The sequence below is a fragment of the Thalassomonas sp. RHCl1 genome, assembly GCF_947387555.1.
GTDB lineage: Bacteria > Pseudomonadota > Gammaproteobacteria > Enterobacterales > Alteromonadaceae > Thalassomonas.
Map to the genome: position 1 here is coordinate 217,511 of NZ_CANDNZ010000007.1, position 15,686 is coordinate 233,196.

At 46.7% G+C, this 15,686-nt stretch carries 13 protein-coding genes, 1 tRNA gene and 1 riboswitch; of the genes, 6 read left to right on the forward strand and 8 right to left on the reverse strand.

From position 1 onward, the window contains the following. Nucleotides 1-476: 476 nt before the first annotated feature. Nucleotides 477-563, reverse strand: a tRNA-Leu gene (locus tag QL234_RS19970). Nucleotides 564-797: 234 nt separating this feature from the next. Further along, nucleotides 798-879, forward strand: a riboswitch (cyclic di-GMP riboswitch). 138 nt (nt 880-1,017) lie between these two features. Between QL234_RS19970 and QL234_RS19975 the strand changes: the two genes are divergently transcribed. Together QL234_RS19975 and QL234_RS19980 are read left to right on the forward strand one after the other, a co-directional pair. Further along, nucleotides 1,018-1,203 (forward strand): hypothetical protein, encoded by a 186-nt coding sequence (locus QL234_RS19975; RefSeq protein WP_281559542.1) that lies wholly within the window; start codon nt 1,018-1,020, stop codon nt 1,201-1,203. A 566-nt stretch (nt 1,204-1,769) separates the two neighbouring features. Continuing rightward, entirely contained in the window at nt 1,770-4,505 is a 2,736-nt protein-coding gene (locus tag QL234_RS19980) for a hypothetical protein (RefSeq protein WP_281559543.1), read from the forward strand. An 86-nt stretch (nt 4,506-4,591) separates the two neighbouring features. On the opposite strand, the gene QL234_RS19985 is transcribed toward QL234_RS19980, so the two are convergent. Both QL234_RS19985 and QL234_RS19990 read right to left on the reverse strand, forming a co-directional pair. Next, nucleotides 4,592-5,068, reverse strand: a complete 477-nt coding sequence (locus QL234_RS19985; RefSeq protein WP_281559544.1) for a GNAT family N-acetyltransferase — start codon at nt 5,066-5,068, stop codon at nt 4,592-4,594. A gap of 71 nt (nt 5,069-5,139) precedes the next feature. Then, nucleotides 5,140-5,784 carry a Crp/Fnr family transcriptional regulator gene (locus QL234_RS19990; RefSeq protein WP_281559545.1) on the reverse strand — a complete coding sequence of 215 codons (645 nt, stop codon included), beginning with the start codon at nt 5,782-5,784 and terminating at the stop codon, nt 5,140-5,142. Nucleotides 5,785-5,931: 147 nt separating this feature from the next. On the opposite strand from QL234_RS19990, the gene QL234_RS19995 reads away from it, so the two are divergent. Continuing rightward, nucleotides 5,932-7,071 carry a DUF6607 family protein gene (locus QL234_RS19995; protein ID WP_281559546.1) on the forward strand — a complete coding sequence of 380 codons (1,140 nt, stop codon included), beginning with the start codon at nt 5,932-5,934 and terminating at the stop codon, nt 7,069-7,071. 224 nt (nt 7,072-7,295) lie between these two features. Here QL234_RS19995 and QL234_RS20000 read toward each other — a convergent pair whose 3' ends face one another. From QL234_RS20000 to aroQ, 5 genes are all read right to left on the reverse strand, one after another. Then, nucleotides 7,296-7,472 (reverse strand): oxidoreductase-like domain-containing protein, encoded by a 177-nt coding sequence (locus tag QL234_RS20000; RefSeq protein ID WP_281559547.1) that lies wholly within the window; start codon nt 7,470-7,472, stop codon nt 7,296-7,298. Nucleotides 7,473-7,572: 100 nt separating this feature from the next. After that, nucleotides 7,573-8,598: a diguanylate cyclase gene (locus QL234_RS20005; protein WP_281559548.1), complete on the reverse strand. Its 1,026-nt coding sequence runs from the start codon at nt 8,596-8,598 to the stop codon at nt 7,573-7,575. A 284-nt stretch (nt 8,599-8,882) separates the two neighbouring features. After that, nucleotides 8,883-10,232 carry an acetyl-CoA carboxylase biotin carboxylase subunit gene (gene accC, locus QL234_RS20010; RefSeq protein WP_281559549.1) on the reverse strand — a complete coding sequence of 450 codons (1,350 nt, stop codon included), beginning with the start codon at nt 10,230-10,232 and terminating at the stop codon, nt 8,883-8,885. A 23-nt stretch (nt 10,233-10,255) separates the two neighbouring features. Continuing rightward, nucleotides 10,256-10,711: an acetyl-CoA carboxylase biotin carboxyl carrier protein gene (gene accB / locus QL234_RS20015; RefSeq protein ID WP_281559550.1), complete on the reverse strand. Its 456-nt coding sequence runs from the start codon at nt 10,709-10,711 to the stop codon at nt 10,256-10,258. Between the two features lie 66 nt (nt 10,712-10,777). After that, nucleotides 10,778-11,239 carry a type II 3-dehydroquinate dehydratase gene (gene aroQ / locus QL234_RS20020; protein WP_281559551.1) on the reverse strand — a complete coding sequence of 154 codons (462 nt, stop codon included), beginning with the start codon at nt 11,237-11,239 and terminating at the stop codon, nt 10,778-10,780. 472 nt (nt 11,240-11,711) lie between these two features. Here aroQ and QL234_RS20025 point away from each other — a divergent pair, with 472 nt between their 5' ends. Genes QL234_RS20025 through QL234_RS20035 form a run of 3 tightly spaced genes read left to right on the forward strand, consistent with a single transcriptional unit; the run spans nt 11,712 to nt 15,648 of the window. Further along, nucleotides 11,712-11,987: a hypothetical protein gene (locus QL234_RS20025; protein ID WP_281559552.1), complete on the forward strand. Its 276-nt coding sequence runs from the start codon at nt 11,712-11,714 to the stop codon at nt 11,985-11,987. Beyond that, nucleotides 11,977-13,212 carry a hypothetical protein gene (locus QL234_RS20030; RefSeq protein WP_281559553.1) on the forward strand — a complete coding sequence of 412 codons (1,236 nt, stop codon included), beginning with the start codon at nt 11,977-11,979 and terminating at the stop codon, nt 13,210-13,212. The genes QL234_RS20025 and QL234_RS20030 overlap by 11 nt, the downstream gene beginning before the upstream one ends. A 3-nt stretch (nt 13,213-13,215) precedes the next feature. Beyond that, on the forward strand, nt 13,216-15,648 hold the full coding sequence (locus tag QL234_RS20035) for an EAL domain-containing protein (RefSeq protein WP_281559554.1): 2,433 nt from the start codon (nt 13,216-13,218) through the stop codon (nt 15,646-15,648). Nucleotides 15,649-15,686: the final 38 nt, after the last annotated feature.

Genomic DNA, 15,686 nt, shown 5'->3' on the forward strand with positions numbered 1-15,686 from the left:
TTGTCGTTTTTTTGATAAAAAATGTCGTTCATTATTGAAAACCTGACTCTTGTGTCAGGTTTTATTTATTAATACGTAAGGCTTTTTTAGGTAAAAGGTGGTTTTACTTATTTTTTATGTTTTATCTGTCGTTAATTCTCTCTTTTTGGAGAAAGCGTTAAAAACTGATAGGTATGCGCTAGAGCTGTTTGAAACTTCAGCGTTGAGTTTTTGCTATGACTAAAAAGTGTTATGTAAAAAATGAATGTATTTGGTTAATAAACAACAAAAGACCGGCTTGATAAGAGTTTTTGTAATAAAGGAAAGCGGAGCAGGTAAATTTCTTTAAATTTTTTGTTAGCAGAGGTTTATGTGTTTGGGTTTATCCCTGACGAAAAACGCATGACAGGATCGGAATTAATACCGTCAACCGACATTATCTTTGTTTGATAGTAAGAGAAGTTTTTATTGAGAAAATCTTTAAGAATAAGCTTGGATGGTACCCAGGGGCGGACTTGAACCGCCACGCCCTTGCGAGCACTAGCACCTGAAGCTAGCGTGTCTACCAATTTCACCACCTGGGCATCGAAGCACGCATATAATGCTGATAGCCGAGGGCTTTGTCAACGCATTAATTCACTTTTTTGACTAAGTGGACAAATAAGCAACGAATTGGCTGCTTAATAACGGCATCCTGTTTTATTTAAGAGCAAGGTGCTTGGGGCGGGTAAAAGTCGCTGCTGAAAATTAACCCTATTTTCTCAAACGCTATGCTGGTAGTTTTTACATGCAATCATCTTATGGTTGTTTAATTATTAACAAGATAAAGGCAAACAGATCGCGAGGTCTGGACGCAAAATCACCAGTCTGCTGTATCCGGCAGATAGTGGGACCACCTAGGTTAGTCATATCTTTACAAGCACTTTCAATATTTTTTGAAGGGGGCTTGCTTCGATTATTTTTCTGTGCTTTGTCTTAATCATGAAACCTGGGGTCAGAACCAGTTTATGATGAAACAAACCGTCGGCAGAAAACCCGGTGATCTGGCGTCTTGGCCATAGCTACACTAAGTTTGACGGCGATTACCGTGACGAAGCCGCCGCGACGGTAAACCTTTCCGGTAACCGTATCTACTGGACGTCTAACTGGGGTGGAAACCTGGATCACCGTGAAGCCTTTATTATGGAATTGCCGGATGACTGTGACAACAAGGTACTTGAATAAGCCGGTTAACAGTCTCTAAGAGATATTGTGTTAAAGCTAAGGCACCTTCGGATGCCTTTTTTATATTCAGGATGAATGATATAGCGCGATCACATGGAGGTGAAGCTGTGGTTGTATGCAGAAGAATTATCTTGAATGCTCCTTGTCATGTTTCCGGTCTACTAGACTTAGAGTTAAACTATCAGCAATAACCTCCAGAAGTTTGATTTTGTCGGAGGGGCTGTTTTTAATTGCAGATAGCGCACCGGAATAATGAAAAAGTAAATGCACGGGGCAAAAGTGGCTAGCGGCAGGTAAAAAGTTTTCAGCCGGGTTTGATGTTAACCGGTCTGTCTAAGGATTTCTCCCCCTTACTTTCAATGCTTGAATCATTTTCTTTGCTATCATCAGGTGTTAACTAAAGTTGCTGTTGCTATGGCTTTATTGTTATTTGCCTTAAAATCAAATGGATAACTATTTTAATGAAAAGGAACGAATAATTTGTCTGGCTCTGTATGGGGATAACCGGCATTAAATAAAAAGCTTAATGCCGGTTAAGAGCTTAAAACCTCTACCGGGGAAGTGTTATGTTGATCAAACCTGCTGCAGTTTTATTGCTTGCTCTCTATTTGCTGCTGTCTCTACCTGTTGTTGCCAATGAAACCTTTACTTACCAACAAGGACTCAATGATTATTTTGGGGCCAGTTCAACACGATTCTCCTCCTCGAGAAATCAGGACAATGCCCAGGAGCAGCATTATTTCCGCTATGACGGTACTGCCAGGATGTATAACCTGGAGTATTTTTCCCTGCCGGATTTAATCGAACAAACCGAGGTTGAGTCCGCCAAGCTTATTTTCTATCGGGTGGGGGGAGGTTTTTATACCGGCTCAAATATCTATGTCAGGCAAATTCTGGATCCGGATAACTTAGGGCTTTCTTATGCCAATGGCTGGAAGTTGGCCTCGGGGTTTCGCGCCGGCGCTAATGTTGAATCCCGCGATGACGGTGAAAGTGTTGATGTCAAATGGCGGTTATCGGATCCGGATTCCCCCGATGATCTTAATGGCGATTATTTTCAGGGCGTGCTCAGGGCATTGAGTGAATCGCCCTTTTTTACACCGCAAAAAACAGATGTTATCGGTTCGGCTTATGAGGTGGATGTGACCGCCGATCTGTTATGCATGCAGCAAAGGTTATGTCCCAATCACGGCTGGGCGTTATTTCATGCCAACCCACATGCCAACATGCAAAATATAACCGGCAGCAGCAATTATCCGCAGATTGATTATCGTCCCAAGCTGGTGATCACATACGGTACGGCTGTCCCGATAGCCGATGAGCTCGAACCTTTAGTGATTGAATCTTTCCCCTATAACCAGGAGGTTACCAGTACGGATAATAAGATTGAGCTGAGATTGCTTACCAATGAAGCAGCCAGCTGTAAATATGATCTTTCTCCCTCCGACAGTTTTGCCGATATGCGCTTTAGCCTGGCATCGACTGACGGTCTGTTTCACAGTACTTTATGGCCGGTGTCGACGTTAAATACCCGTTATCAGCTCTTTGGCAGGTGCCGGGATCTGGTCGGCAATATCAGTTTAACTCCCCATGTGTATACTTTTACCGTCAGCGAAAATCAGGTGGATGAAGAAGAGCCGGATGAAGAGATCATCAATGAAAATTATCAGGTGATTGATTTATTACCCGGCGTCAATGCTTCAGATGTCCGGCAAACTTTATATGCCATTACCGGGCAGGATTTAGCGATCACTTTAGGTCCGGCGCTTGCCGGGGATAACAGCCCCTATAGCTATCAGGCTGAGGGAAATGCTGCCTGCAAGGCTTCTGTTAGCGGCAACAGCTGTATTTTTAATACCTCTGAGGTGGCAACAGTATTATTAACAGTAACTTATAGCGGTGCCAGTAGCGGCAGCCATAACATAGTGGTGGTGAGTCAGGAAAATAACAGCCGGGGCACGAGTGCCTATATCCAAAATAAAGCGGTGATCATGGCGGATTACGGCTTAGCGGCGCCGGATAAGGGGGAAGTTAGGGTTGATCCGATAACCGGGGCAAGCATCACCCGGCTAACCGATGCCAGTGAAATCGCCGATAGCGAGGATGCCTTAATCGTTTATTCCCGTTATTCTCCGGAAAATTCAACCGGAGATTATGTGCTGGTTTTTGGCCATAATTCTATTTCAAGCCGGGTGATTAACCGAAAAACAGGCGAGCTGGTGACTGTGCTTAAGGATGAAAGCGGTGGCACTATAGGTGAAAACCAGGAAGTCAGGTGGGATAATTCCGGACGTCATCCCAGGCGGATTTATTATGTAAGCGGCATGAAATTCTGGATGATCGATGACATTACCAAGCAGGCAAGCAGCCGGGTGTTGATTAAAGATTTTAGCGATTTGTTTCCCAATTCCACTAAAATTTACAATGATGTCGAAGGCGACAGTTCAAATGACAGCGATCATTGGGCCTGGATGGCGGTGCATTACGGTGAAAATGATTTTGGCTCAGCTTCCTTTTTAGTGGATGCCTTTGTTCATTACCAGATCTCCACCGATACCGTGCATAGCCTGAAACCGGCTGATTTGGCCGGCACTAACCTGGACCGGGAAAAAAACCGGGCAAGTTTTACCTTGCGGCCCAATATGGTGGAAATATCGCCTTTAGGCACTGGCCTGGTGATTCACTCCAGCCATAAGCATAATGATGCCGAGCAAATCCGGGTCCATTATATCGATACCTGGTTTGACGGTCCCCACTTATGGCCGCTGGATTTCGACTTTAACCGCCAGGCGCCGGTGAAACTTTCCTGCTGTGCCAGCCATTCCGGCTGGGCTTTTGATAACCAGCAAAATGAAACATTCATCAGCCAGAATAACCGGACCGATAAACTGGATGCGGTGAAGATCAGCGGTGAAAACTCAGGTTATGATCAGCGCCTGATGGTCGCCAGTCACGGGGATTTCGGCTGGAACATGGGTTTTCACTACGGCAAGATGCCGCTGAGCAAACCCGGCTGGTTATTTTATAACTCGTATTCACAAGATAATGCCTTGTGGGGGGCGAACCAGTTTATGATGATCCAGCTAAAAGCAGAAACCGAGCAGCCCATAATCTGGCGCATTTCTCCTGCCTATAATCATTATGACGGTGAATACCGGGATGAAGCCCCGGCGGCGATAAACCTGTCCGGCAACCGCATCTACTGGTCTTCCAACTGGGGGGGCATGTTAGATCACCGGGAAGTATTTATGATGGAGCTGCCGGATAACTGGGATCAGGTATTGCTGGAGCCGTCGCAATAACTGTCACCAGAAAACCGTCACCAGAAAACGGTCACTAGAAAACAAGCACCTGAAAGGCAAGCGCGGCGCCGGGGGCAAAGTATGGTTTACGGCTGCTCAGGGCCAGGCTTTTGGGCATGCGTCAGGCGCATGTCCAGGTGGGGAATATCATCTTCCAGGTAGACATCCGAAATGGCGGTAAAGCCAAAACTTTGATAAAAGTCCAACAGGTATTCCTGGGCGCCGATATCAATATCCCGGTTCGGCCAAAGCTGTTGGCAGTGGCTTAAGATGGTGGCAACCAGGGTTTGTCCCAAGCCCTGTCCCCGCGCAGATTGCGCGATGGCGACTCGGCCGAAACTGACATTGTCATAGGAAATGCCCGGGGGCAGCAGGCGGGCATAAGCAATCAGCTCGCCATCCTGATAACCGAGTAAATGGCAGACGTCCTGTGCCCTGTCTTTATCATCAAGCTCGGGATAAGGACAGGTTTGCTCTACCACAAACACATCCACCCTGAGTTTGAGCAGTTGATAAAGTTGTTCTGTGGTAAGTTGTGAAAAAGTCAGGCATTCCCAGTTCATTAATTTTCTCTTCGGTAAACAGCATATCCGCTTACTTTACCCTGAAATGTCCGTGATGGCGTTAACCTTTGTTAATTTCTCAGGCGTTTTTTAATCCGGCTTAAACTGATCGGGGTAATGCCGATATAAGAGGCCAGCTGGTAGTCGGTCAAAGATGATGCCAACTCAGGGAATTGCTGTGAAAACAGCTGGTATCTTTCTTGCGGCGTGTGCAGCAGCATAAAGCGCTCTTTATTTTCTTTGTAAAGCAACTGGGTTTCAAGCAGGTGCTGGTAGCAGGCATGATTTGTCTGTCGCCATATTTGCACCTGGTTTATCGGCAAACGAACCAGGGAGCTGGCAGACAAGGTTTCCAGTGAATAGGGGGAAGCTTGCTGCTTGAGCAGGCTTTGAAAGTTAATGATACAGTCACCGCTCCAGTAGAATTCTTTACTGAATCGCTTTCCGTCTGCGGTGTGATAGCAGGCCTGGCATAACCCTTCGCTGACAAAGTATAAGTATGCAAGTTTATCTGCCTGGTGCAGGAAAATTGTCCGTGCAGGTAAATCTATGGTTTCTGTGTCCCGGTGCAGCATATTGGCTTGTTGCTGCGAAAAGCCGTGTTGCTGTAAAAAGTCGATAAAGCCAAGTTTCATAGTGCCCCCGAAATGATGCTTATGCCCGGCAATGGTGCAGCGTATGGGAAAGCTTAAAAAATACCGGGCATAGATTGACATTCTGCATTTCTTTACCTCTACTTACAAGGAGTTGGAGCATAACAAGAACGGCAGGCATAAGTTATTGTGTTTCTTTGAAAAGGGGCAACTGTGCTATTGATTGCCATTTAATACTAACCGTGTTTTCTGCCATGGAGGCGTAAATTGATGAAAACGGCTATTTCCCTGATATTAACCTTATGCATTGTTTGCCCGCAGGCTTTTAGTGCCAAGCTTTTGGATGAGCAAGCGACTGTTGAGGCAGGCAAAGAAGAGGAAAAACTTTATAACTGGACCTTTACACGCAAGCTGACCACCCCGCCGCGCGGGGGATCATCGCTAGGGCAAAAGGTGGTTTATGATCAAAAGTCTCCTGATTCATGGCAGCAATTGCAAGCCAAAGGACTGAGCCCTTATGAAAGGGATCGCCGGGCTATTTATGCCCTGGAAGGGGTTTTTGAAACAAAATTCGAATTTCTGGAGACTTTCACCCTAGGTGCCGATAAAGAAGTCGATACCCCCTATGCCTCATGGGGAACGGAATTTGTTAAGGTGATTGAGGATACCGGTGATTTTATCTCGGTTCAGCAAATCATGGTGATGTATTACCGGGACCAGGCCAGCGGGGAAGTTCAGGGGCCTCATGTGATGAAGCACTGGCGTCACGACTGGAGCTGGCAAGGCAAGAGCATCCTTGAATATCAGGGGGATAACCAGTGGCAAAGCAAAAAACTCGATCCCGCACAAACCCGGGGGAAATGGGTGTGGTCGGTTTATCAGGTTGATGATTCTCCCCGGTACTCGGGTATAGGGCGCTGGGATCATTTTGCTTCGCTTTCCACCTTCGAAACCGATTATATGTCGCGGCCTTTGCCCCGGCGGGAGAGTTCGGTCCGGGATGATTATCAAATCCTGATGGGCAAGGATACCCTGGTATTAACGCCGCATGCCTGGTTCCATGAGCAAAAAAACTTTAAGCATCAGGGAGGGCTTTCGCCTTCGGGAGAGTTTTCGGGGGTGATGTTGGCCAGGGAAGTCGGCCATAACAGTTACCGGCGTATTAAAGATTTTAAACATGAGCAGGGTCTGGAATATTGGGCCAAAACCAAGGGTTATTGGGCGGATGTCAGGGCGGTATGGAAGGGAATTGAGCATCAAGGGGCATTTGCGGTTAAACAATCCGTGAATAATAAGCCCCTCTTTATGATGCATTTTGAGCAGGCGGCAGATGATGAAATCCTTTCCATGGCCCCGGAGAAAAGAAGAAAAGTCATTCATGAAGCCATGCGCCCATATATTAAAGGGTAAAGGTTATAACGCTTCGCTTTGGTGTTTTTGGAGTAGCCCGGGTTTGCGGAGCTGCTCCCTGACAAGGGGGTTATGCTGTAGCGGGATATGACTCGTTATTTTCGAAAAAGCGCTTGGCCATTTGGACTAAACGGCATTATCCCTGACTTTATCACCAACAGAAGTTTTGGCCTGGTGATAGTATGTATGCTTTGCCAGCAGGGAGGGGGGGCAGCGCGAAAATGTTATTGGCTATCCGCTTTTTTCTGTTCATTGGCTGCAGCTTCATTGGCTTTGGCCTGAGCGATACGCCATTGCTGTAATTCGGCATAATAGTGATCCCAGACACAGGGGTTACAGGCACCGCCGCCACAACAATCGTCGTCTGCCGGCGGGATAGGTTTTTCAAGTAATGAAGACATAAACTTATTTTTGGTTTTGAACGGGTTGATACTAACTGGCCGCCAGTATACCTAAGGACGGCGCTTTTTCCTACCATAGACAAAAGTCCTGCAGAAGCGGCTAGAGTTTTTCCGTGGATAACTCTTCAAAAAAATGGCAGATTTTCACTTCGTCACCGCCGCAAAACTTAGCTTTTATCAAGCCTTTATCTGCCCTTATTTGAATAGAGCGGATTTCTTCGTCGCTGTCGTTTAAGGCGGCAATGCCTATGCTCAGGGTCAGGGGAATTTTGTCTTTGCCGTAGTCAAATAAACGCTCTCGGACCGCATTTCTGATATTGATGGCTAAAGACTGGGCGGCGATGGCGTCCCGCTCCGGCAAAATGATACAGATTTTCTCTTCTCCCACCTGGGTCAGCAATTCCTGGTGGTGGAGGTGTTCTTTGATGATGGTAATGACGTGTTGCAGCGCCAGGTGACGGATTTGGCTGCCGTACTTTTCCTTGAGGCGTTCGAGGTTGTCCAGGCCGGCGTATAAGATAGAGAGGTTTTCATTGAGCTCTTGTGCCCGTTCAATATATTTTTTGGTTAACTGACAGTAGTTTTTCGAGTGCAGTACTTCGGTCAGCGGGTCTTTATTGGCCAAATAGTTTAACTCAGCATTTTGCTTTTCAATATGCTGCAGATAGCGGCTCACCTGGTTGCTAAAAGCGGCCAGTACCAGGGACATGACCACCAGGCCGACCACTATGCTGGCTAAAGTCGCGGTGCCAAAAGGTGCCAGGAAAACATGGGTGGCGATAATGGCCAGCAGGGATAATAAGGTAAAGAATATCCCGGATTTTTGTCCGCCAAGCATAAAGGCTACCAGGATCAATAGGTAAAACCAGATGGCACGAAATTCATCGAAGAAAACCGTGACCAGGGCGGAAAGACAGACCAGGAAACTGACCAGCAAAAAGGTCGTCAGCACCAGGGAAAAGTGGTTATGATTCTTTTTTAAAATGATGAGCAGGGTAAGTATGATCAGGGCGTAGCCGTAGTCCATATTGGTGGCTTGCTCGCCGATTTGATTAATGCCCAGTGAAGACATCAGGGCAAATAAGATACTGAAGATGATTGCGATACACATGATACGTGTAAGCAAAAGCACCTTGTAGTCGAAATCCATTTCGTGTGAGTGAGGTATGTCCGTATTTTTCCGATACAACTCCTTGGCATTCATGTGAATTATTAAAAATTTCCCTATTTAAAATGATTGAATCACCTAAACAGGATAGGCGAGAGTTTGCTGATTTTCCTCAGGGAAAGTGAAAAAAAATAAAAATTTACTGCTTTATGCTTTCGGCGGCAGGGGAGGATGAACAGGGGGCAGGAATAAAAAAGCCCTGAAAAATATCAGGGCTTTGCTGTGTTTTGTTTATACGCTTATCAGGATTCTGACTCGGCCAGTTTCTTTTCAAGGTAGTGAATATTGGCACCACCGTTGACAAAGCCCTGATCGTTTAAGATATCCTGGTGCAGGGCGATATTGGTTTTGATACCGTCAACCACCAATTCATTCAAGGCATTGCGCATACGGGCAATGGCAACATCCCGGTTATCACCATAGGTGATTAACTTACCGATCATGGAATCATAATGCGGCGGTACCGAGTAGTCGGCATAGATATGCGAATCCCAGCGCACCCCTAAGCCACCCGGCGGGTGGAAGCGGGTGATTTTACCCGGTGAAGGGATAAAGCTGCGGGGATCTTCTGCATTGATCCGGCATTCGATTGAGTGGCCGCTGACCTTGATATCTTCCTGGGTGTAGGATAGCGGTTGGCCTGCAGCGATACGTAATTGCTCTTTGATCAGGTCGACGCCGGTGATCATTTCGGTTACCGGGTGCTCAACCTGGATACGGGTGTTCATTTCGATGAAATAGAACTCGCCGTTCTCATATAAGAACTCAAAAGTACCGGCGCCGCGGTAGTTGATTTCGATACAGGCGCGGCAGCATCTTTCACCGATTTGCTTACGCATTTCCGGAGTAATACCCGGGGCCGGTGCTTCTTCTACCACTTTCTGGTGGCGACGCTGCATGGAGCAGTCGCGCTCACCTAAATGAATGGCGCCGCCCTGGCCGTCGGCTAAAACCTGAATTTCCACGTGACGTGGATTTTCCAGGAATTTTTCCATATACACCATATCGTTATTAAAGGTCGATCTGGCTTCTGATTTGGTCAGAGCAATTGCTTCTATCAGCTCTTGTTCTTCACGGACCACGCGCATACCGCGACCGCCGCCACCACCGGAAGCCTTGATGATCACCGGGTAACCTATGCGTTTGGCATGGGCCAGGTTGGTTTCTTCATCGTCGGTTAACGGGCCGTCTGAACCCGGTACACAAGGTACGCCGGCAGATTTCATTGCCTTGATTGCCGATACCTTATCACCCATTAAGCGAATGCTGTCTGCTTTCGGGCCGATAAAAGTAAAACCTGAGGTTTCCACCTGCTCGGCAAAATCGGCATTTTCGGCTAAAAAGCCATAGCCGGGGTGAATAGCAACCGCATTGGTGACTTCGGCAGCGGTAATGATGGCCGGCACGTTCAGGTAGCTTTCAAGTGCAGAAGCTTTACCGATACAGATGGTTTCATCTGCCAGCAAAACATGCTTTAAATTTTTATCGGCGGTAGAATGAATGGCAACGGTTTTGATGCCTAATTCTTTACAAGCGCGCAATATTCTCAGTGCAATTTCGCCACGGTTGGCGATAACAACTTTATCTAACATGGAATTACCCTTTTAGGCTGGGCTTATTCAATGATGAATAGCGGTTGATCGAATTCGATAGCATCTTCGTTTTGCGCCAGAATTTCTTTGATTACACCTGATTTATCGGCTTCGATCTGGTTCATCATTTTCATTGCTTCAACGATACATAAGGTATCGCCGGCATTGACATGTTGACCTACTTCTACAAACGCCGGGGCATCCGGTGAAGAAGCCGAGTAGAAAGTACCTACCATAGGTGAGCGTACGACATGACCGCTAAGGGCCGGTGCTGCCTGCTCGGCAGGTGCTGCTGCAGGTGCGGCAACAGGGGCAGGCGCCGCGGCCGGCATCATGGCTGGAGCTGCCTGTACTACGGTTGCGGTAGTGGCATTACCGCAGCTGATACGTACCGACTCTTCACCTTCGGAAATTTCTAATTCATTGATGTTTGATTCTTCAACAAGCTCAATGAGTTTTTTTATTTTTCTGATATCCATGTGTGTACCTTAATAATAATTTGAAATTGAGTAATTTATTGCCAGTTAACCTTCATTAGCCGGCCTTTAGTTGTTCTTGGCTTTTAAATGTTGATGAGCCGCATCGAGTGCATACTCATAGCCCTTAGCCCCTAAGCCGCAAATAACCCCGGTGGCGATATCTGAGAAATAGGAATGATGCCTGAAGCTCTCTCTCGCATGGACATTGGATAAATGCACTTCGATAAAAGGGATGGCGACAGATAATAACGCGTCACGCAGGGCAACACTGGTATGGGTAAAAGCCGCAGGGTTGATAATAATAAAGTCGATTTCACCAAATCCCTGGTGGATAGCATCAATCAAGGTGTGCTCGGCATTTGACTGTACATGGCTGAGGCTGAGGCTGATATCCAAAGCCTGGGCTTTACTGCTAAGTTCTTCGATAATATCTGTTAAGGTTTGTGCACCGTAAATTTGCGGTTCACGTTTTCCCAACATATTTAAATTCGGGCCATTTAGCACTAAAATTTTAAACTTGGCAGTCATCTGTTGTAAAAACACCTTGAAAATTTAATTGTCCTGTTATCATCGCATAAAAATTGAACATTGGGAAATGCGATTAACAAAACAGCGCAACTTTTTACAATTTGATGCTTATTATAGTGTTTTCGAAGAAATTAGCAGCAAAATACTGGTCTAATCACTTGGCGGTGCTGCTAAACTGGTGCTTTAACTAATTTTGACTACACTGAAAATGAGCTAAGAAGAATAAGCCAAGTCATTTTTCTGTGTTTTACCCGGCGGTTAGCTCTTGAATCACCCGCTTTGTCGTGGTGAAGGGCCGGGAAGGGCAGGTATGAAATAACTAAGGGTGAACACTATCAAATGTCTTACGCTGACCCTCATCATGCTGTGCGGTTTAGTTATATGCCCGCGGGCATATAGCGTCACTATCATCACCCATGCTTCGGTGGGCCAGGCAGATATCCCCTCGAGTCAGCTTAGGCGTATTTTTTCTATGCGGCAATTAAGATGGCAAAACGGTGTTGCCATTACTGTTTTTGTTTTGCCGAGCCAGCATCCGCTGCACCAGCGCTTCAGTAAAGAAAAATTAGGCATTTTTCCCTATCAGTTAGATAATATTTGGCAAAAACTGTCATTTTCCGGGCTGGGAGCAACGCCGATCGTGGTGCAAACCCCGCAAGACTTGCTCGAAGCGGTAAAAGCCACACCCGGAGCCATAGGATATGCGGCAGATGAAGCGAAAACAGGGGGGGAAGTTGATGTTAACTAACATTTTGCTCTTTAGCGCTTTGAAAAGGCTGCTGTGCTGTGCGCTATTGCCACTCTCCCTGCTGTCGGGGTGTTTTTGTGCAGAGGCGCTTGCCGATGACAACTATAATACCCGCTGGCGTCTGCATGGCTTTATTGCCCAGGGGGTGATCGATGTCGATCACAGTAACTATGTTACTGACGACGGTGATATCTCGGCCAGGTTAACGGAAATTGGTATTAATGCCTCTTATCAGCTGAGCCGGGATTTCAGGGTCACCGGGCAGGCGGTTTATCTTAACGGCGGTAATCGCTACCATGAAGGTGCAAGACTGGATTATTTGTTGCTGGACTGGTCTGCCTATAGTACGGAAAATTGGCTGGTGAATTTTTATTTTGGCCGTTTTAAAAATAACCACTGGCTCTATTCCAATATCCGGGATGTGCCCCAGGCACGGCCCAGTATCATTTTACCCCAGTCCATTTATTTTGACGGCTTTCGCGATATTGCCGAAGGCGGGGAAGGCTTGGATATCAAGGTCAGTTACAGCGATGATGAGCTGGGAGAGTTTGACTTTGGCCTCAGTGCCGGTACGTCCGATATTTCAAAGGCCCAGACCCAGATTATCTTAAGCAAGTTAGCCGGTGGCCGGTTGAAACACGATTATGATATACAGGCCAGTTTATATTGGCGCCCGCTTTATTCCTCGTGGCGTTTTGGGCTGGCTTTGCTTGATTCCGATTTTAGCTATGATGGCGGCGAGCAGGATGCTTTTCTGGATGCTGATATTGTCTTGCAGCGTTATTTTCTGAACGCCTTGTATCAGGGAGAGTTTTGGGAGTTAAGTGCAGAGCTGCTGCAGGACAGGTTTGTTTTTGATGACTTTTATTTTCCCGGCTTCCATCAGGATAACCTGGGGCAGGGGATATTTTTGCAAGGGCGTTATAAAGCCGGTAACCGATTAACCTTCCTCGGACGTTATGAAAAATTTTATATCAATAAAGATGATAAGCACGGCCGTAAACTGGAACAGGGAAGCCAGGGACAGATCCCCGCCTATTTTGGCTATCAGAACTCCTTTACCTTAGGCGTATCCTATGATCTCCTGGCTAATGTGCGCCTTGAACTTGAACATCACTGGTTTGAAGGCACGGCCCGGTTAACGCCTGTGGTGTTGCCGGATGCCCGGGCCAATAGCCGTGAACACTGGAATTTGTGGGCATTGCAATTGATGTATTGGTTCTAGCCGATGAAAAAGCAGTTTATCAGTGTGCCCACCAAGTTGTTGATCCTGATCATCGGCACCTTGCTGCTGGTGACCAGTGGTTTTGCCTATCTCTCGCTGTTACGCCTGCAGGATGAGTTTAAACAGTTTCAAACAACGGCGTTGCAACATGGCCAGGTACAGTTTTATTTGCAAAGTAATATATTGCAGCGTCAGTTGAGGATTTGGTTAGAGTCTTTTTCCGGTATTGCCCGCCTCTATCAGCAGGATGACTTTAAAAAGCTGGCCTTAAACCTTGGCAGGCAATTTGAAATCTTACAAATGCAGCTGAACGTGGAAGATGTTTGGCTGGTGAAGGAAGGCGGTCAGGAATTATACGGTACCGGGGTATTATCCCCGGATATTCAGGAGAAAGTCTCCGCAACGTTAAAATTGCAGCATCCCCATAATGAGGTACTTTGCGATCAGCTTTGTCTGCAGTTAATCACTATCCCGGTATTTAATAAGCAGGGGGAGCTGGCGGTGATTGCCATTACCGCTTCCCTGGTGGATATGTTATTCGCCATAGGTCAGTCACTGGAGAACGAAGTCGCTATTGTCAGTTATCCCCGCCAAGGCAAACCCCAGGTGCAACAGGCCAGTATTATTTCTTCCTCTGACAGGCAACTGAGCAATATCCTGCTTTACGGTGAGCAGGGCAGGCAACTGGTTTCCCAGGTGAGTAAAACCGGCTTACAGGCAGAGGTTGAACAGCAGAGTTATTTAGTCAACTTTCTTTCCTTGTCCGAGAGTCAGCAGCGGGTATTTTTCCTGGTATTGATCCATGATATGACCTCGTTCACCTTAAAGCATGACGAGGATCGGCGACAATTTTTATGGTCTGTGAGTATCATTTTCTTCACCCTGGCGATGCTGGTGTTTTATATCACCGGGCCTTTTTCCCAGCGGTTATTGGCTTTGTCCGATGCCTTGCCTTTGCTGGCGCGAAAGCACTTTAGCGAATTTCGCCAGGTAGAATTTCGCCGCATGCGTCTATTTTCCGATGAACTTGATGTCTTGTCTGATGCCGCCTTAGAGCTGAGTTTCGAACTGGAACAACTGGATCAAAATATCGAACAAAAGGCACGCGAGCTGGAAAACATTGCCATGTATGATTTGCTGACCGGTTTGCCGAGCCGTAACATGCTCAATCATAAGCTGAATAAGGCGGTTGCTATGATTGAAAAGCATCATAGCGGCCTGGCTGTGCTCTTTCTTGATTTAGACAATTTTAAAAAGGTGAATGTCAGTTACGGTCATGATGAAGGGGATCGTTTATTGATCGAAGCGGCTAACCGCATTCGCTCTGCCTTGCGAAAAGATGATCTGGCATGTCGCTTTGGCGGTGATGAGTTTGTGATCGTATTGGGGGAGCTCAAGAATGAACAGCAGGCGGTTGAGATTGCCGAACAGGTACTAAAGCAGTTTAAACAACCCATCCGGCTTGATGCCAGTATTTTCTATATTTCCATCAGCATAGGCATAGCCTATACCGAAGATCCCAAGGCAAAGGCGGAGCAGTTGATCAGTTTCGCTGATATCGCCATGTATGAGGCAAAAAAAGATGGCGGCGGCCAATATCATATGCACCACAGTGAAATGTATCAGCGTATCGCCCGTCATGTTTTTCTCGAGGGGGAAGTCAGGCAGGCACTGGAAAAAAAGCAGTTTAGCTTAAGCCTGCAGCCGCAGCTGGAAACAAAAAGCCGCAAGTTATACGGTTTTGAAGTGTTGCTGCGCTGGCATCATCCTAAAAGAGGCCTGATCCCCCCGGATGACTTTATTCCTATCCTGGAAAATTCCGCTTATATGCTTGAGCTCAGCTACTGGGTACTCAGGCGCAGCTTTGAACTGTTGCTGGAGATCCAAAAGCTGGGCTTAACCCAGGTACGTATGGCGGTTAATTTATCTGCCGGCCAGTTTGTCGACCCTAAGTTGCCGGGTTACCTCCAGGCTTTATTGGCGGAGTTTTCCGTCTCAGCCCGACATTTTGAGCTGGAATTAACCGAGCAAACCCTGGTAAAAGATATCAATGTTGCGATAGAGGTGATGTCGGCCCTCAGGGAGCTAGGTTTTAGCTTTGCTATCGATGATTTCGGTACCGGTTATTCTTCTTTGGCTTACTTAAAAAAAATGCCGGTAGATGTCATCAAAATCGATAAAAGCTTTGTTTTTGGCATGCTGGAAAATAATGCCGATTACCAGATTATTATCTCTACCATAGCCATGGTGAAAAATTTAGGTTTACAGGTGGTGGCGGAAGGGGTGGAAACCGGTGCTCAGCTACAAGCTTTAACCCAGCACGATTGCGATTATATCCAGGGGTACTACTTTTCCAGGCCGGTGCCGGAAGTGGAGCTGGCGGACTTTATCCGTGAAAAAATCATCGATGGCTTCTGGCTGCCTCAGAAGCATTAAGGTAAATAGCAGGTTTAAAAAAGGCCGGTTAACCGGCC